Source organism: Arthrobacter sp. LFS091, assembly GCF_047977885.1.
In the GTDB taxonomy this organism is placed as follows: Bacteria; Actinomycetota; Actinomycetes; order Actinomycetales; family Micrococcaceae; genus Arthrobacter.
Genome location: NZ_JBFPFP010000002.1, coordinates 550,302 through 566,722, shown reverse-complemented (window position 1 = coordinate 566,722; position 16,421 = coordinate 550,302). Strand labels below are relative to the sequence as shown.

20 protein-coding genes are annotated in these 16,421 nt (G+C 63.6%); 10 read left to right on the top strand and 10 right to left on the bottom strand.

Translation table 11 applies throughout. From position 1 onward, the window contains the following. The first annotated feature begins 2 nt into the window (after positions 1–2). Together ACNQOP_RS05495 and ACNQOP_RS05490 are read left to right on the top strand one after the other, a co-directional pair. Positions 3–203: a hypothetical protein gene (locus ACNQOP_RS05495; protein ID WP_257370231.1), complete on the top strand. Its 201-nt coding sequence runs from the start codon at positions 3–5 to the stop codon at positions 201–203. 34 nt (positions 204–237) lie between these two features. Beyond that, entirely contained in the window at positions 238–498 is a 261-nt protein-coding gene (locus tag ACNQOP_RS05490; protein ID WP_257370230.1) for a hypothetical protein, read from the top strand. 38 nt (positions 499–536) lie between these two features. Here the strand turns inward: ACNQOP_RS05490 and ACNQOP_RS05485 are convergent, their stop codons facing one another. Next, positions 537–3,053, bottom strand: coding sequence for an ATP-dependent DNA ligase (locus tag ACNQOP_RS05485; RefSeq protein WP_416403590.1), 2,517 nt, complete (start codon positions 3,051–3,053; stop codon positions 537–539). A 38-nt stretch (positions 3,054–3,091) separates the two neighbouring features. On the opposite strand from ACNQOP_RS05485, the gene ACNQOP_RS05480 reads away from it, so the two are divergent. Next, positions 3,092–3,958 carry a Ku protein gene (locus tag ACNQOP_RS05480; RefSeq protein ID WP_284985101.1) on the top strand — a complete coding sequence of 289 codons (867 nt, stop codon included), beginning with the start codon at positions 3,092–3,094 and terminating at the stop codon, positions 3,956–3,958. Positions 3,959–4,031: 73 nt separating this feature from the next. Here ACNQOP_RS05480 and ACNQOP_RS05475 read toward each other — a convergent pair whose 3' ends face one another. The 3 genes from ACNQOP_RS05475 to ACNQOP_RS05465 all read right to left on the bottom strand — a co-directional run bounded on the left by ACNQOP_RS05475 (position 4,032) and on the right by ACNQOP_RS05465 (position 5,168). Beyond that, positions 4,032–4,298, bottom strand: a complete 267-nt coding sequence (locus ACNQOP_RS05475; RefSeq protein WP_257370227.1) for a DUF7218 family protein — start codon at positions 4,296–4,298, stop codon at positions 4,032–4,034. Positions 4,299–4,384: 86 nt separating this feature from the next. Then, complete coding sequence (locus tag ACNQOP_RS05470) at positions 4,385–4,897, bottom strand: DUF6328 family protein (RefSeq protein WP_257370226.1); 513 nt, start codon at positions 4,895–4,897, stop codon at positions 4,385–4,387. A 100-nt stretch (positions 4,898–4,997) separates the two neighbouring features. Continuing rightward, a complete protein-coding gene (locus tag ACNQOP_RS05465; RefSeq protein ID WP_235520254.1) occupies positions 4,998–5,168 on the bottom strand; it encodes a hypothetical protein in 171 nt (56 codons plus the stop codon). 296 nt (positions 5,169–5,464) lie between these two features. Between ACNQOP_RS05465 and ACNQOP_RS05460 the strand changes: the two genes are divergently transcribed. From ACNQOP_RS05460 to ACNQOP_RS05445, 4 genes are all read left to right on the top strand, one after another. Next, positions 5,465–5,944 (top strand): Dps family protein, encoded by a 480-nt coding sequence (locus ACNQOP_RS05460; RefSeq protein ID WP_257370225.1) that lies wholly within the window; start codon positions 5,465–5,467, stop codon positions 5,942–5,944. Positions 5,945–5,985: 41 nt separating this feature from the next. Beyond that, positions 5,986–6,942, top strand: coding sequence for a DNA topoisomerase IB (locus tag ACNQOP_RS05455; RefSeq protein WP_416403589.1), 957 nt, complete (start codon positions 5,986–5,988; stop codon positions 6,940–6,942). Between the two features lie 110 nt (positions 6,943–7,052). Continuing rightward, positions 7,053–7,610, top strand: coding sequence for a hypothetical protein (locus ACNQOP_RS05450; RefSeq protein ID WP_416403588.1), 558 nt, complete (start codon positions 7,053–7,055; stop codon positions 7,608–7,610). Positions 7,611–7,614: 4 nt separating this feature from the next. Beyond that, the gene (locus ACNQOP_RS05445) at positions 7,615–8,202 is read left to right on the top strand and encodes a TetR/AcrR family transcriptional regulator (protein ID WP_416403587.1); all 588 of its coding nucleotides are present in this window, start codon (positions 7,615–7,617) and stop codon (positions 8,200–8,202) included. Positions 8,203–8,286: 84 nt separating this feature from the next. On the opposite strand, the gene ACNQOP_RS05440 is transcribed toward ACNQOP_RS05445, so the two are convergent. From ACNQOP_RS05440 to ACNQOP_RS05415, 6 genes are all read right to left on the bottom strand, one after another. Further along, positions 8,287–8,562: an HPr family phosphocarrier protein gene (locus ACNQOP_RS05440; protein ID WP_416403586.1), complete on the bottom strand. Its 276-nt coding sequence runs from the start codon at positions 8,560–8,562 to the stop codon at positions 8,287–8,289. A 37-nt stretch (positions 8,563–8,599) separates the two neighbouring features. After that, on the bottom strand, positions 8,600–10,675 hold the full coding sequence (locus ACNQOP_RS05435; protein ID WP_416403585.1) for a PTS fructose transporter subunit IIABC: 2,076 nt from the start codon (positions 10,673–10,675) through the stop codon (positions 8,600–8,602). A 2-nt stretch (positions 10,676–10,677) separates the two neighbouring features. Continuing rightward, on the bottom strand, positions 10,678–11,664 hold the full coding sequence (locus ACNQOP_RS05430; protein WP_257370219.1) for a 1-phosphofructokinase family hexose kinase: 987 nt from the start codon (positions 11,662–11,664) through the stop codon (positions 10,678–10,680). Continuing rightward, positions 11,661–12,452, bottom strand: a complete 792-nt coding sequence (locus tag ACNQOP_RS05425) for a DeoR/GlpR family DNA-binding transcription regulator (RefSeq protein ID WP_235520246.1) — start codon at positions 12,450–12,452, stop codon at positions 11,661–11,663. The genes ACNQOP_RS05430 and ACNQOP_RS05425 overlap by 4 nt, the downstream gene beginning before the upstream one ends. Before the next feature lie 452 nt (positions 12,453–12,904). Next, positions 12,905–13,108, bottom strand: coding sequence for a hypothetical protein (locus ACNQOP_RS05420; protein WP_284985105.1), 204 nt, complete (start codon positions 13,106–13,108; stop codon positions 12,905–12,907). A gap of 74 nt (positions 13,109–13,182) precedes the next feature. Then, positions 13,183–13,614 carry a hypothetical protein gene (locus ACNQOP_RS05415; protein ID WP_284985106.1) on the bottom strand — a complete coding sequence of 144 codons (432 nt, stop codon included), beginning with the start codon at positions 13,612–13,614 and terminating at the stop codon, positions 13,183–13,185. A 177-nt stretch (positions 13,615–13,791) separates the two neighbouring features. Between ACNQOP_RS05415 and ACNQOP_RS05410 the strand changes: the two genes are divergently transcribed. The 3 genes from ACNQOP_RS05410 to ACNQOP_RS05400 all read left to right on the top strand — a co-directional run bounded on the left by ACNQOP_RS05410 (position 13,792) and on the right by ACNQOP_RS05400 (position 16,419). Continuing rightward, a complete protein-coding gene (locus ACNQOP_RS05410; protein ID WP_257370216.1) occupies positions 13,792–14,565 on the top strand; it encodes a GAF and ANTAR domain-containing protein in 774 nt (257 codons plus the stop codon). A gap of 216 nt (positions 14,566–14,781) precedes the next feature. Then, a complete protein-coding gene (locus ACNQOP_RS05405) occupies positions 14,782–15,240 on the top strand; it encodes a hypothetical protein (RefSeq protein WP_235520243.1) in 459 nt (152 codons plus the stop codon). Positions 15,241–15,279: 39 nt separating this feature from the next. Next, on the top strand, positions 15,280–16,419 hold the full coding sequence (locus ACNQOP_RS05400) for a glutamate--cysteine ligase (RefSeq protein ID WP_416403584.1): 1,140 nt from the start codon (positions 15,280–15,282) through the stop codon (positions 16,417–16,419). Positions 16,420–16,421: the final 2 nt, after the last annotated feature.

Sequence of the window (16,421 nt, the reverse complement as noted above, 5' to 3'; positions counted from 1 at the left end):
ATATGACCGCCAACCCTTCAGACCACAAGAACCAAGCCGCATCGGGCGGTATCAAATCCAAGCTCACGGACGCCCAGCGGGCGATGCTCGCCAGCAAGTCCGGTGGCGGAGCGCCAGCAGGATGGCAGAGCACCGGCAAAGGCCACAAGCCCACGTCCGCCAGCGGTAAGCAAGCCAAGACCGAGAAGAAGGTCCGCTGGTAAATCCATCGGACAGGCACACTGAAAGGGAAGAACCATGACTGCGAAGCATTCAGCAGAAAACATCAATCCTGAGGTTGCGAGCCACTTGGTGGAGTCCATGGACATGGCCCCGATGCCCGAACCTGCTGCCATAGCGTTGGCGCTGGGCGCGGATCAAAGCCAGCAGTGGCCGGACGGTAACGGCAAGCGCCGTCACCCGAAGGACCGCGACCAAGCCCACGGGCGCATGGGCCAGGGGGCCGCAGTGTCTGCGATCCACCGGACCAGCCGTCCGCAGATGCCACACTCCTCCTAGCCGCACTACTCCGACGCGGAAGCCAGCCCAACTGCCATTCAGTTGGGCTGGCTCACGTCCGAGGGGGACTTATCCGGGCGCCAACCACGCCACACCGGATGGCGCAGCCGGCCAGGGCCGGTCCAGTTGCCGAAAGTTACCTCAGCCACCAGGTCCGGGCGCACCCAGTGGGCGCCGGCCGCGTCCTCACGAGGGATGTCCGCGAACGGGGATTCGCTGGTGGCCCGTGATTCCAGTTGCCCGATAATGTCCCGCAGTTGCCAATCCTTGAACCCGGTCCCCACCCTGCCCACATAGTGCAGCTGGTCCCCGTCGGGGATGCCCAAGAGCAGCGCCCCGAAGGTTCCGCTCCGCGCGCCGGCCCCTGGCCGCCAACCGCCCACCACGACTTCCTGGCTTTGCTCCAGTTTGAGCTTGAGCCAGGCCCTGCTGCGGCGTCCCACGGCGTACCGGCTGTCCGCCTTCTTGGCCATGACCCCTTCGAGGCCCAACTCGGCGGCGCTGGACATGAGGTCTTCGACATCGTGGTCCAGTACGGCCGACAGATGCAGCGGACATCCTGCCTTCAGGCGTCCGGCGAACGCCGACAGCCTTTCGCGGCGCTCAACGTAAGGCAGCCCGATGAGGTCCGTGCCGTCGTCGTACATCAGGTCGAAAAGCATGAGCTGGACCGGAACCGAGGCCCTGGCGCGTTCGATATCGGCAGCCTTGGCCAGGTTCATCCGGAGTTGCAGCCGCCCGAAGTCGGGCCGGGAGCCCTTGCCTAGTGCCACGATTTCCCCGTCGGCAACAAAGTCGCCTTCCGGCCAGCAGGAGCGGTCGGTGAGCTCCGGATAAGTGGCCGTGAGGTCGTTGCCGTTGCGGCTCATGAGCCGGATCTTGCCCTCGGTTCCGGTGATGACGGCCCGGATGCCATCCCATTTGAGCTCGTACAGCCAGTCATTCCCGCTAAGGTCCGCCGTGGTCCCGGATGTGGCCAGCATGGGGGCGTAATCGCGGAGGGGCTGCTTGGCCGGGGGAGCGGCGGCCTTCGGGTCCTTCACGGGCGGAGTTCGGCGCGCTCCCGGCTGCTCCTTCATCAGGTGGATCAGCCAACGGTCGCCCGTATTGATTAACGCGAAACGCTTGGTGCCGCCCAGTCCACCTCCCGGTTGGCCGGTCAGGGTGGCAATGACTTCCTTGCCATCGCGCCATTTCTCGCAGGTGTACTCGCCGCGGTCCCAAATGGTCATGGTTCCCGCCCCGTACTCGCCCTTCGGAATGATCCCGGCGAACGTTGCGTACTCCATGGGGTGGTCTTCGGTATGGACGGCCAGATTGTTCCGCTCGGGTGTTTCCGGAACACCACGGGGCAATGCCCAGGACGCCAGGACACCGTTGTGCTCCAAACGCAGGTCCAGGTGGTAGCGCCGTGCATGATGCTCCTGGATGACGAAGATGCCGCCGGGCGGCGGAGGGTCGCCCGGTTTTGGCTGTTCGGAGGATGTCGCGCTGGTCGCCGCCGCGGCAGCGGCCGACGACGACGGAAACGGCTCCGGGGTTTTCTCCGGATCGCGCATCCCAACATATTTAGCGAGACGGTTCTCCACCGTCACCACCCTGCCGCGCGAACCGCCCGAAGCAGCATCGCCGTCGTCGGTGTCTTCGCCGTGCGGCGGCAGGTGCCGGTCCGAGATGGGGGCGAAGTGGTCCTTGCCGGTCCGGACCCGTTCCATCACGGCGGTGTAGTCCAGATGGTCGAGCGTCGGGGAATCCAGTTCCCGCCAGGTGCGGGGCGCGGCAACCGTGGGGTGGGCTTTGCCGCGCAGGGAGTACGGCACGATGGTGGTCTTGTTGCCGCTGTTCTGGCTCCAATCCACCAGGACCTTGCCTGCGCGCAGGGACTTCTTCATGTCGCTGACCACCAGCCCCGGGTGGTCGGACTCCAAAGCGCGGGCAAGTTCATGGGCGAAGGCCGCAACCTGCTCCGATTTGAGGGTCCCGTCCAAACCTGTGTAAAGGTGGATGCCCTTGCTTCCACTGGTGACGGGGACGGGGTCCATGCCCATGTCCTGGAGGATGGAGCGGGCCAGCCTGGCCACCTCGACGCATTCAGGCAGCCCCGCGCCCGGGCCGGGATCGAGGTCCAGCACAAAACGGTCGGGGCGGAGCGGGTTGCCTGCGGCGTCAACCTGCCACTGTGGAACGTGGATCTCCAGCGAGGCGATCTGGGCCATCCATGTGAGCGTGGCCAGGTTGTTCACCATGGGGTAGTCGTTGGTGTGGTCCGAATGGTGGATGGTGGCGCGCGGTATCCATTTGGGCGCGGAGTCCTCCAGGTTCTTCTGGAAGAAAACCTGGCCCGGATGCTCGGCAGTGCCCACTCCGTTGACCCAGCGTTTGCGGGTGACGGGCCTGTTGGCCGCCGCAGGGATGAGGAACGGCGCCACGGCAGCGTAGTACTCCAGCACCTCGGCCTTGGTGGTGCCGGTTTCGGGGTAGATGATTTTGCCCAGGTTGGTGAGGGTGAGCTCGTGGCCCTCCACCACGACACGCTCCTTCTGCTTGCTTGCCACCTCTTCTCCTCTGCGTGCTTGTGCTGTTGACTGGGTTCATGAGGGCCATATGGAAGGGATCTATCGCGTTCGGTCTGGTCAACGTACCAGTGAAGCTCTACAGTGCCACGGAGGATCACGATATAAGCCTTCACCAGGTCCACAATAAGGACGGCGGCCGCATCAGGTACCAGCGGAAATGTGAAGTCTGCGGTGAAGTGGTGGCGTATGAGGACATTGATAAGGCCTACGAAGAGGAAGGCCAGACTGTAGTCCTGACGGCGGCCGAGTTGAAGTCCCTCCCGGAAGAGAGCAGCCGGGAAATCGAGGTAGTGGAGTTCATCCCTGCCGAGCAACTGGACCCCATCATGTACGAGCGCAGCTATTTCCTTGAACCTGACTCCAAGTCACCCAAGGCCTACATGTTGCTGCGACAGACCCTGGAAGACACGGACAGGATTGCCATAGTCCAGTACGCCCTGCGCCAAAAAACCCGTTTGGGGGCGCTCCGGGTGCGCGGGGACGTGCTCCTGCTGCAGGCGTTGTTGTGGGGGGACGAGGTCCGGGAAGCTAAGTTCCCGTCCCTGGAGACCGACGTCAAGATTTCGGACAAGGAACTCGAAATGTCCTCAGCCCTGGTGGACTCCATGGCCCACGACTTCGATCCCGACGAATACACCGACGACTACCAGGCACAGCTGAAGACGCTGATCGAGGCCAAGCTGGAGAAGGGCGAGGCCCTGGACACGGAGGCCACCTTCGGCGTCGTGGAAGGCGAAGGCGAAGGTGGCGACGTCATCGACCTCATGGAAGCGCTCAAGCGCAGCCTCGACAAGAAACGCGGCAAGGAAAAGGCGTCCGACGACGACGCTGCCGCGACCAAGACTGCCAGCAAGCCTAAGGCGCGGGCCAAGAAAAAGGCGTGACCCGGCGTCGTCGTTCAGCACAAAAGCAGGCTGCCCCGCCAGGTGGCCACCGCTTTTTGTTTGCGTTTCTGAACTAGTGGTTCCGCAACATGGAGATGAGTTCAGCCTTCTTTTTTCCGGAATAGCCTTTGATGCCCAGTTCCTTGGCGCGGGCTTTCAATTTGTCCACGGTCCAATCGTCATAGTCGCCCGACTTTCCACCTTTACGGCCCACGGCCTTGCGCCCCTGCGCAGCAGCGGCATTTGAGATGCGGGCGGCCTTTTCCTTGGATGCGCCATCCTCGCGAAGTTCTTTATACAGTTCGGGATCTTTGATGCTGGGATTCTTCTTTTCCGGCATGGTTCGTTTCCTTTCCCTGGTTAGGCGCCTGTCTTGTAGTGGGGTTCGGCAACGGGCTTGCCGCGTTCGCTGAGGTACACGGAGGCTCAGCCCTCCTTTGAAGTGCCGTTGGTTGTCCCGGCCTGTTGTTGCAGCCACAGCGGCATGCCCACCACAAAAACCAGCAGGACCAGGATGATGCCGCCGCCGGCCACCAACCCCGCAGTCCTGCCAGCTGTCACGTCGAAGACCAGGGAGGCGGAGCCGGTAATCAGAAGGGCAACTCCTGCCAGGGCAAATTTGGTGATGACGTCAGCGCTGGAGACAAGGGTGGCTTTGAGCCCCCGCCGGAACAGCCGGCGGTGCACGCTCACCGGGACGACGATGAGCACAGTCGTCAAAGCTGCGGTCATGACGTTGAAGAGGTAAAGGTTCTGCTGCCAGTCGTCCAGTTCACTGAACCGGGCCTGGAAAGGGAGTGTCAGCAGGAAGCCCCCCAGGATCTGGACTCCCGTTTGGAGCACGCGCAGCTCCTGGATCAATTCCATCCAGTTCCGGTCCATCCGCTCTTCGGTGGACTCGTTACGTCCTACCCGCGGAATGTGATCCGGCTCCGTCATTGATGCACCTCGCAACTCTTGCTGGCCAATAGAAGCGACCGAGGACTGCTCCGACGCGCAGTTCCGCGCAGCGGGGCAGTCCTCGGCGGGGAACCTGGCTTCAGACCGTATGACCCCGGCGCCCTGACATGAAGCTCAGGAGCCAGCCAATGGCCGCCACTACGAGGAGGACGATTCCCACCCACAGCAGCCAGCTAAGGGCCTGGGAGAAGCCGCCCACGAGGAGAAGGACAATTGCTACTACACCAGCAATGATCAGAAGCGTATTCATGGTCAGCACATTCCTTTCTGGGGGAATCAACGGATTCCCAACTATGCATTCCGGTTTACTTCGATTTAGTTATGCCGGTACTTAGGGGCGTTCCGCCGCCCACAAGTGCCTTTCCGCTATCCCCAACAGGTCCTCACCGTAGGATGAAGTTCGCCAGTTGTGAACAGCAACACTCCTCATTGTACTACTAAGCAACCTTATGAAAGGCTTGTTGAAGTCGTCACTTGATGATTGGGCAGTGCCACGATAAACAGGTGGCACGTATTGGCTCGGATGAACGTCCACGAGAGGAACACATGAAAGCGTCACAGCAGCTTGCAGACAACCTTCAGATCGTCCTGACAGACCTTATCGAGCTGCAGCTCCAGGGCAAGCAGGCCCACTGGAACATTGTGGGGCCCAACTTCCGGGACCTTCACCTTCAGCTGGATGAGCTGGTGGTGGCAACGCGCGAATTCGCCGACGACACCGCGGAGCGGATGAGGGCCCTTCACGCACTCCCCGATGGCCGCAGCGCCACCGTCGCCAAGGGCACGCGGCTTGAGGAATTCCCCGCCGGCCTGGTCAACACCAAGAACGCCGTCAAGCTGGTGACCGACCGCGTGGAGCGCGCAGTCCAGACCATGCGCGACGTCCATGATGAAGTGGATGAGGAAGATCCCACGACGGCGGACCTCCTGCACGCATTCATCTCCAGGCTCGAGCAGCTGGTGTGGATGATCAACGCCGAAATCATGAACGCAGGCGCATCCGTCACGGACCCGGACGAGGCCTAGCAAGCGCTCGGACCTGGCTGATCGCGGACAGGCAGCCCGGCGTGCCACGGCTTAAGCGAAGCGACCTTTCCAAGCCCGGCATCGTCCGCCGCAAGGTGGGCAAGGGCTTTAGCTACCGCCACCCGGACGGGAGCCTGGTCAGCAAGGAGGATCGCCAGCGCATCAACGCGCTGGCGATCCCGCCTGCCTGGACTGAGGTGTGGATTTGTTCTTACGACAACGGACACATCCAAGCCACCGGCGTGGACGCGGCCGGCCGCAGCCAGTACATGTACCACCCGCGCTGGCGTGAACGTAAGGACACCGAGAAGTTCCAGCGCGCAGCGGAGTTAGGCTCAGTGTTCCCCGCAGTCCGCCGGGCCGTCACGCTTCACCTCAAGGACACCTCCTCACCCAAGCAGCAAACCATCGCAGCAGCGGTGCGGTTGATGGACCTCGGTGCTTTGCGCGTAGGCTCCGAAAGTTACATGCGCCAGAACGGCTCCTATGGGCTCACTACTCTCCGCTGCCGGCATGCCCGGGTCAAGGGCGATGTTGTGGCGCTGAAGTTCCCCGGCAAGAGTGGGCAGCTGTGGGACACCTCCATTAATGACCCCGCCCTGGCTGCGTTCCTGGAGCCTCTGGCCCGACGACCGGGCAAGGAACGCCTGCTGGCCTACAAGGTGGATGGTTCCTGGGTCTCCCTGGATGCCTCCATGATCAACGAGTACCTTCGCACCATTGCCGGGGCGGCTTACACGTCCAAGGATTTCCGGACTTGGAAGGGTACCGCGGCTGCCGCCCTCAGCCTGTTGAGTTCCGATGGCACCATGACGCGCCCCCAGGCGCTGGTAAAAGCCATGAAGGATGCGGCGGCCCTCCTGGGCAACACTCCAACAGTGGCGCGTACATCGTATGTCGACCCTCGGATCGTGGAGGCCTACTTGTCCGGGGAACTGCAGGAAGTCAAAGCCACGGAACCTTCCATTGCTGCATTCCTGATCGAAAAACAGAGCTAGCGCAACCGCGGCGGGCGGCTCCCGTTTCGTCGTCGCATTTTATGAGTACACTCGTACTAATAAAACGCGAGGGCCGCGGCTCTTTGGAGTGCGGCGTTGAGGAGCGGTGAGTGATTCTGGTTGCAATCGTGGTCTGCGAAGTGGCTTTCTGGTTGGCGATTCTCGCCGGCCTTACAGCGCGGTATGTACTGCAGCGCCGCCGCCTGGGCGGAGCCCTCTTGCTCATGGCTCCTTTGATCGATGCCGTCCTGCTGGCTCTGGTGGCCGTCGATCTGTTGGGCGGGGCAACGGCCTCCTGGCACCACGGGCTGGCGGCAATCTACATTGGCGTCTCCATCGCCTACGGCAAACGCATGGTGGCGTGGGCCGACGCGCACTTCCAGCACCGGTTCGCCGGCGGACCCGCTCCGGAACGCCTCAGCGGGACCGCCTACACGGTCAAGTGCTGGCGCGACGTACTCCTCACCGCGTTGGCGATGACCATCGCCGCTGCGACGTTGGGGGCGGTCATCCTCCTGCTGAACGATGCAGAACGAACCGCCGCCCTCTCGGAGTTCTTTCGCATGCTGGGCATCATCTTCGCCATCGACTTCCTCTGGGCTGTGAGCTACACGATCTGGCCCAAGAAGCCCGCCAGGGCATTGCCGGGCGCTACTGCCTCGCGCTGAGACCATGCCGCGGAGAATAGACACAGAGGCACGTACCGCCGCGATTGCGGAAGCTTCCCTTCGAGTCCTGGAGCGTGATGGACTGGCCGGCCTGTCCGTGCGCGGGGTCGCGGCGGAAGCCGGCATCGCCGCTGCCTCGCTGCGGAGGGCCTTTGCCACGCAGCATGCCCTTCGGGAGTATTGCCTGCAACTCATCGAGGACCGGGTCACGGCCAGGGTGGCCGCGCTTGAGCTCACCGGGCGGGCCCTTGTTGATGGTTTGCTGATGCAATTGCTCCCCCTCGATAAGGAGCGACGCCTGGAATTGGTGGCGCAAGTACAGCTTGGCGTCCTTTCCCTCACTGACAGCGGACTGCGACCTGCGGCGGTCCGGCTTAGCGGGGCCGTTGATCGCGCATGCCACGCCGCCCTGCAGATCCTGGCGGAAGCAGGGCAACTCCACCGGGACCGCGACCCGGAGTATGAAGCACAGCGGCTGCGCGCGCTGCTGGACGGAATTGCGATGAACGGACTATGGAGCGGGGAGTTGCCGGCGGAAAGTCCCATGCTCAGCATGCTGGCGCGTCACCTCGACACGCTCGCCAAGCCATAGCGGGACGCGAAAAGAGCCTGGTGCCGCCCTCTTCCGGGGTGGCACCAGACTCTTCTTCAGTATTGGGGAGCTTGCGCGTCCCTGCTACGCGTCGTGGTCCGTTTCGAGGATCTTGACCAGGCTGTCCAGAGCCGCGTCAGCGCCCTCGCCCTCGGCGCGCAGGACCACCACGTCGCCGTGGGCTGCACCCAGGCTCATCAGGGACAGGATGCTGGCTGCATCCATGGCGTCGTCGGCCGGCTCGCCCTGGCGGGCAATGGTGACATCGAGGCCAAGGTCGCCGGCGGCCTCTGCGAAGATGGCTGCCGGGCGGGCGTGGAGGCCGACGCGGCTTGCGATGGTGGCTGTACGTTCGGGCATTGGTGCTCCTTTAGGTGTGGGTGGCTTTGTGGGAAGTCTAGACGCTGGCGGTGGCGGTAGCGGGGACTGGCTCTGCTTCAACCGGCTTCCGAACGGCCCAACGCTTGAGGGCAATGACCAACAGTGCCGTGATGACTACGCCGACTGCGATCGAGAGGAAGAACAACACGAAGTTGTCGATCGCGAAGAAGACGAAGAGGCCGCCGTGGGGAGCCTTGGACGTGACTCCAAAGGCCATGGACAGGGCGCCGGTTACAGCACCGCCCACCATGCTGGCGGGGATGACCCGCAGGGGATCTGCGGCTGCGAAGGGAATGGCACCTTCGGAGATGAACGAGGCACCCAGAAGCCAGGCTGCCTTGCCGTTTTCACGCTCGGCCAGGGAGAAGAGCTTCTTGTCCAAAACGGTGGCCAGGGCCATTGCCAGCGGGGGAACCATGCCTGCAGCCATGACTGCGGCCATGATCTGCCAAGGAGCCTGGTTGGTAACACTCGCGGCACCGAGGCCCGCAACGGCGAAGGCGTAAGCAACCTTGTTGACGGGACCGCCCAGGTCGAAGCACATCATGAGGCCCAGGATGATGCCCAGGACGACTGCGCCGGCGCCGGTCAGGCTGGAGAGTCCGGTGTTCAGGGCGTTGGTGAGGGCAACGATGGGAGCGCCCAGGATCAGGAACATCAAGCCGGACGCCACCAGGGACGCGATCAGCGGGATGATGACCACTGGCATCAGGCCGCGAAGCCAGCGCGGGACATCCAGCTTGCCGATTTGGTAGGCAACGTAGCCCGCCAGGAGGCCGCCGACGATACCGCCAAGGAAGCCTGCGCCCATGAACCCGGACACGGCACCGGCCACGAAACCGGGGGCGATGCCGGGACGGTCAGCGATGGCGTAGGCGATGTAGCCGGCCAGCGCAGGAACCAGGAACCCGAGGGACAGGGCGCCGATCTTGAACAGCACCGCTCCGATGTAGGCACCCAGCGGCCCCCAGGCATTGTCCGGGAATTCGGTGGGCAGGTTGAAGATGCTGTTTTCGACAACGATCTTGTCCGCGAAGCTGGTGATGAGGTAGCCACCCATGAGGAACCCGAGGGCAATCAGCAGGCCACCACCGGCAACAAACGGGATCATGTAACTGACACCGGTGAGGAGTGCGCGCTTCAGCTTCTGGCCGATGTGCTCGCCCTTCTCCTCCTCGGCACGCTCAGCCTGCTCTTCGGCACCGAAGTGCGGAACGCGGCGTGCATGCGGGTCTTCCGCAGCAGCCAGGGCTTCCTGGACCATCTTGGTGGGTTCGTCGATGCCCCGCTTGACTGGAGCATTGATGACGGGCTTACCGGCAAAGCGCTCCTTGCCGCGAACATCGACATCGACGGCGAAGATGACCGCGTCAGCTGCAGCGATCACGGCCGGGTCCAGCGGCTTGGCGCCGGAGGAACCCTGGGTCTCGACCTGGAGGTCCACGCCCATTTCCTTGGCTGCAGCCACGAGTGAGTCGGCCGCCATGTAGGTGTGCGCGATGCCGGTGGGGCAAGCGGTGACTGCAACGATGCGCTTGGCTGCCGGCGCGTTCGAGGCTTCGCCGGCGATGGGGGTCGTGCCCGCTTCGCGATGCCCAACCACTCCGCGACCCCCATCCCCGGCTTCGCTCGTCTTTGGAGCGTCACCAATGGCCCCGTCCACCAGCTCCACTATTTCTTCCGGGGAGGAAGCCGCGCGCAGCGCTGCCGTGAAGTCCTTCTTGATGAGTGAGCGGGCCAACTTGGAGAGCAGCTTCAGGTGTTCCTGGTCGGCCCCGTCCGGTGCCGCGATGAAGAAGATCAGGTCCGCCGGACCGTCCTTGGCGCCAAAGTCCACCTTATGGGATAGGCGCGCCATGGCCAGGGCAGGCTCCGTAACCGCGGCTGAACGGCAGTGCGGGATGGCGATCCCGCCGGGGACGCCGGTAGCGGTCTTCTGCTCGCGGGCAAAGGCATCCGTGAAGAGCCCTTCAACCTCGGAAGCACGGCCGGCCGCGGCGACTTTGCCGGCCAGGACGCGGATGACGTCGGCGGGGGAGTCGCCCAGGTTCTGGTCAAGGGTGACCAATTGGGGTGTGATCAGCTGGGTCACTGTTAGTCCTTCTGGAGGGCCGTGATGGTTACGGCGTCGGGGGTTGTCTGGTGGACTGCCGGGACAGTGGAGCCCGGCAGCGAAGCAGCAGCGGCACCATGTGCCACAGCTTGACGAAGGCAGTCCTGAGCGGAACCACCCTGAGTTGCGGCCAACAGGTAGCCGGCCAAGGATGAATCCCCTGCGCCCACTGTGCTGACGGCCTTGATGGGCGGATGCGTGGCGAACCATGCTCCGTCCGCGGTCACCAGGACTGCGCCCTTGGACCCGAGTGTTGCGAGAACGGCGCCTACACCGCTGGCGACGACGGCGGCAGCAGCTTGGGCGGCTTTGGCCGGGTCTGCTTCCAGTTGCTCAGCTGTGTAGACGTTGGTGAAACCTGCAGCGGCTGCAAGCTCGGCGAGCTCTTCCGCGTTCGGCTTGAGGAGGTCCGGCTTTCCTGCGGCATCACCCACCAGGGCTGCCGCAAGCGGCGCCCCGGAGGAGTCGATGGCGATGCCTGGGGCTACCGTCCCATCTGCATTCGACCGGAGTCGACGCGCGATTGTGGCGTAGAAGTCCGCGGGAACTCCTGGTGGGAGCGAGCCTGCGAGAACCACCCAGCTGGCGCCACGGGAACGGTCCAGCAGCAGCCCGATCAGGGCTTCCTGCTGTTCACCGCTCAGCTCCGGGCCGGGTTCGTTGATCTTGGTGGTGATGCCATCCGGTTCGGTGAGCGTGACATTGCTGCGCAGCGCCTGGCCGATGGGGAGAGCCGCAAACGGCACGCCGCCGTCGTGCAGTCCGGAAAGGACGGGGTCCGAGTCGGCGCCCGGAAGGACGGCCAACGTTTCGAGGCCGGATGCTACGAGGGCCCGGGAGACATTGACGCCCTTGCCGCCGGATTCCTGGTGGACGGCCACGGCGCGCTGGACTTCCCCGCGGGCCAGGGCGCCGGGGAGTTCCACCGTCCTGTCCAGGCTGGGGTTTGCTGTCAGTGTGACGATCATGCGATCACCACGTCGACGCCGGCATCGGCCAGGGCGGCCGCGAGTTCCGCGGACGGTTCGTTGTCTGTTATCAACGTGTCAACATCCTTCAACGTGGCGAACTGGACCAGCGTTTCAGCGTCCAGTTTGGAAGAATCGGCCAGGGCAACAACTCGCCGGGCAGACTTGACGAAGGCGGCCTTGACCGCTGCTTCCTCGGGGTCGGGTGTGCTCAGGCCGAAGTCGGCGTGGATCCCGTTGGTCCCGACAAAAGCGATGTCCGGACGGAGCCGGTACGCGGCCTCAACGGTGGATTGCCCGACCGCCGCCTGGGTCAGGCCGCGGACACGGCCGCCCAGGATCTGGAGTGCAATTCCGGGAGTGGAAGAGAGCTTGCCGGCGATGGGGATGGCATGCGTGATGACGACGAGTTCGTCGCTTCCGTGGGCAGCCGGCGTCCGCTGGGCCAGCAGGTCCGCGAGGGTTTCCGTGGTTGATCCGGCGTCGAGGAGGATGCTGCCGCTGGTGAGTTCCGGAATCAGTGCGAGTGCTGCGTTGGCGATGCGTAGTTTTTGGGACTGACGCTGAACTGCACGCTCAAGGATGCTCTCCTCCCTGGTGCTCAGCCGGTCCGAAGGAACCGCGCCGCCATGCACCCGCCGCAGGTTTCCGGAAACTTCGAGGGCTGCGAGGTCGCGGCGAATGGTCTCAGTGGTGATGCTGAAACGGTCGGCGAGGTCAGTGACGCTCACCCGTCCGCGCTCGACGACGAGGGCGGAGATCAGTTGTTGGCGCTCTTCTGCGAACACTTACCCTCCATTGCGGTAAAGCCAAGAATTCAGTTCAGCCACGTCCGTGACTGCTGTCACAACGATGTGGAATTGCTTGACTCTATCTTTGTTTATGTGGGTACGTCAAGAGAAAACCAACACAAACAAAGATTGGATGGGGACTGCGCCTGGACACGCCAAAGGGCATGCCGCACTCCCTGTAGTGCGGCATGCCCTACTTAGGATCCTGACTGGGGGATTTGCCAGGATCCGGTCCATGGGGTGGAGGTGCCAACGGACCGCTTAGGGTCGGGGCTCGCCTCCCGGTGCAGGCGTCGGTGGTGCGGCCGGCCCCGGCGTGGGTTCCGGAACCGGCGGTGGCCCGGGCTCGGGAAGGGGGACGGGCTCGGGGGTCGGACGCGGTTCGCGACTGGGATCCGTACCGGGACTGCGGCTGGGATCAGGATGCGGAGTGCCCTGCGGATCCATGGTCACACGCTCTTGTGGTGGGCCGCATGCCGGGGCCGAAGCGCTGGAGGCACATGGCTGGGGTAGCTGCCCGAATCCCACCCGGAGCCCGGATAATCGATGGGCAGGTTGTCCGGATCGGGCGGATCAGGAAGCTTCCGCTTCTTGCTTTGGCCGCTCTTCCCGCCGGTCACTGCGGACTCTCTTCTGGGTGGTTCTGCGTGCATGGTGTTCCTTCCGGTCGCCAGAGGGCTATGTCGCTCCGGGGCTGTGTTGTGGGGCCGAAGCCAAATGGTCGGGTTCAGTCCGGAATCTCCATGCGGAAGCCGCAGTGACATCCGAGAATCCGGGTGTTGATCAACACCTCGTACATCCGTAGCTGTCCCTTGGGCTTCAACACCAGGGGAGTCTGTATCCTGCGCAATTCGCAGCTCTTGGTCTTCATTGGTTCACCGCAGTGGAGATACTGGCCGCCGAACTGCAGCACACCCTGGGTGATGCCCGGGCGGTTGAGCACCGCAGCCACTTTCTGGACTGAGGCAGTCTGCGTGTAGGAATATCTGCAACTGCAGCATTCGTACGCGACATCGACCGTATTGGGGGCCGGTGGGTAGTGGGACTGGATGGAATTGACCAGGAGATTCCTGTCCGTGTTGCAGCGCTTGCACCACAGTGGTTCATCAGGAGGTTGGTGGGCTTCGTCCGGGACTCGGGACGCTGGCTGGGCCGGCATGGGTCTGTACCTTTGCATCAAAAAATGCGGGACGCCCGTCTGCATGAGCTGGAAAGCCTTCATCCCTCGATGGGGACGTAGCAGAATTGTGCACATAGGTGCACCGCATATGCAAGGATTCTGTTGTCATTCATTAAGGGGTGGCGGTGCAGTACCACCCCGACCCTAAACTAAGGCATGGACGAAATGAACGTAGATCTGGCGCGACTGGAAGCCGACCCGGCGCCCGACGAAGTTTCGGTCCCCGAGCAATTGCAGGACCTCGTGATCGACAGCGAGGACGTGGGCGGATTCCTCAATGAACTCGCGGCGTTCTCGGCGTCCGCGGTCTCCCAAGCTGTGGGAGTCGATGTCCTCTGCGGCATCACCTTGAGTCGTCGTCGACGCACCGCCACCGTGGCCGGCAGTACCCACGAGGCGCGCCTGATTGACGAAGTCCAGCAGGCCTATGGCGACGGCCCCTGCCTGGAAGCCATGCGAAGCCACAAGACGGTGCACGTTCCCGACACCTCCACCGAAGAGCGGTGGTCCGAGTACTGCACGGTCATCGCCGAGCGCGGCCACCGTTCAGCTCTTTGCGTGCCGCTCGAACTGGACGAGGGCGCTACCGCGGCACTGAACTTCTTCGCCCCGCAGGCACACGTCTACGATGACGCCACCATCCGCAGTTGCGAGCTCTACGCAAGCCAGGCCGAACGGTCGCTCAGGCTTGCCGTACGGATCGGCGCCAAGCAGCAGCATGCCGAGGACCTCCAAGAAGCAATGCACTCACGTACAGTGATCGACCTCGCCTGTGGCGTCATCATGGGCCAGAACCGCTGCTCGCAGGACGAGGCATTCCAAATCCTCAAGAAGGCATCCAGCACCCGGAACCAGAAGCTCCGGGACGTCGCGGAGTCCTTGGTAAAGTCCGTGGCGAACCATGCACCCGTGGCCCATTTCGAGCCCTAAGCGCAGGCCGGCAGCCGGTCCTGGGGCTTCCCATCCCTTGTGACCCCCGCCACTGGTGAACTACATTCATACATGGGTTAAGCAGATAGCCCTTGGAGTCTCATGCCGATCGCCATCAAGGATGGTCCAAGAACTGCACTGAAGCCGTGGCCTCTATCGGCCGGCTCACCGCGTGCATGCATGCAGGCTCCTTGGAGGAGCAAAAGGAGAATGGCAATGACGCTTGGATCCCCGATTCCCGCCCCGAAACCCCTCTCGGGGCCGGTGCCCGCAGTCGCTGATACCGACGCACGCCCATGGTGCACTGTCTGCGACACGGATTCGTACGTTTTCGTCGAAACGGTCGTGGAGTCTGCCCCCAACCAGTCTCAGTTGGTGGACGTCAGCTACACATGCAGCGAGTGCGATACCTTCTACGCCCACACCGTCCGCCTGGACGCGCTGGTGCCGGAGATCCAAAGGGAATTCCTGTCAACGTCCGCCGCTGGGCTCTGGTTCAGCTGCACCCACTGCGGCGAGCCCATGACGTTGGGACGCCCCACGGAGCGCGTCATTGAGGCACCCCGGACCACGGACGGTCCCGGGACCCCCAACCTTCTTGAGGTGTACCTGCAGACCCAGGTGCTCCACTGCCGGTGCGGATTCCAGATGGAGGTTCCGCGGCACGTCGGCTGACTGCCGTTCCTGAATAACTCGTCGTGGGGAGGGGTGGCCATGCGCACCTTTGGTGTCGAGGAAGAGTTGCTGATTGCCGACCCTTCGGATGGGACGCCTTTGGCTTTGGCCTCCGGGATCCTGGATGTGGCAGGCACTCCGGCTGAGGAGGCCGGCGATGACGCACCATCCTTGAAGTCGGAGTTCAAGCAGGAACAGATTGAAGTCAATTCGCTCCCTTGCCGGACAGCGTACGAACTCCGGGCCGAAATCCGCGCGGGGCGAGCCCTCGCGGATAAGGCCGCGAGGGCTGTCGGGGCCAGGGTGGCAGCACTGGCAACGCCGCCGGTCTTCCATGCGACGCCCACCGGCGGCAACCAGCGGTACGCGGCCATGGGCAATGAGTTCGGCCTCATTTCGCGCGAACAGCTGACCTGCGGTTTCCATGTCCATGTTTCCATCGAGTCGCCGGAGGAGGGCGTAGCCGTCCTGGACCGGACGCGGCACTGGCTTCCCGTGCTTCTGGCGCTGAGCGCCAACTCGCCGTTCTGGATGGGCGCCGACACCGGGTTCGCCAGCTATCGAACCCAGATCTGGAACCGTTGGCCCACGGCGGGTCCCATGGATGTCTTCGGATCCGCCGAGGGCTACCATGCCATGGCCTCAAGCCTCCTCGCCACGGGTGTACCCCTTGATGAGGGCATGATCTATTTTGATGCGCGTCTTTCCAGGGGGCATCCCACCGTTGAGTTCCGGGTTGCCGATGTTTGCCTTTATGCCGAGGATGCGTTGACCATTGCGGTGATCGCGCGGGCCCTGGTGGAGACCTCGGTGGGCGAGTGGCGCGAGGGGGTCCCGCCATCGGGCGTTTCCACCCCGATCCTGCGAATGGCCAACTGGAAAGCCAGCCGCTTCGGCGTTGACCAGCAGTTGCTGCACCCGCTGGAACAGACGCCCTATCCCGTGGCCGACGTCGTGGCTGCCCTCCTACGGCACGTCCGCCGGGCCCTGGTGGAGGCCGGGGACCTGACCGCTGCACGCGCGGGGGTGGCAAACATCCTTCGCCGGGGAACGGGCGAACGGTTGCAGCGCGAGGCCTACCGTCGTCGGCACCGCTTGTCCGACGTCGTTTCCGCCGCCATCGCCTCCACTCATCAGGACGGCGATTTGTCGGACGCCAAGTACCTGCTTGGCCGCTGACA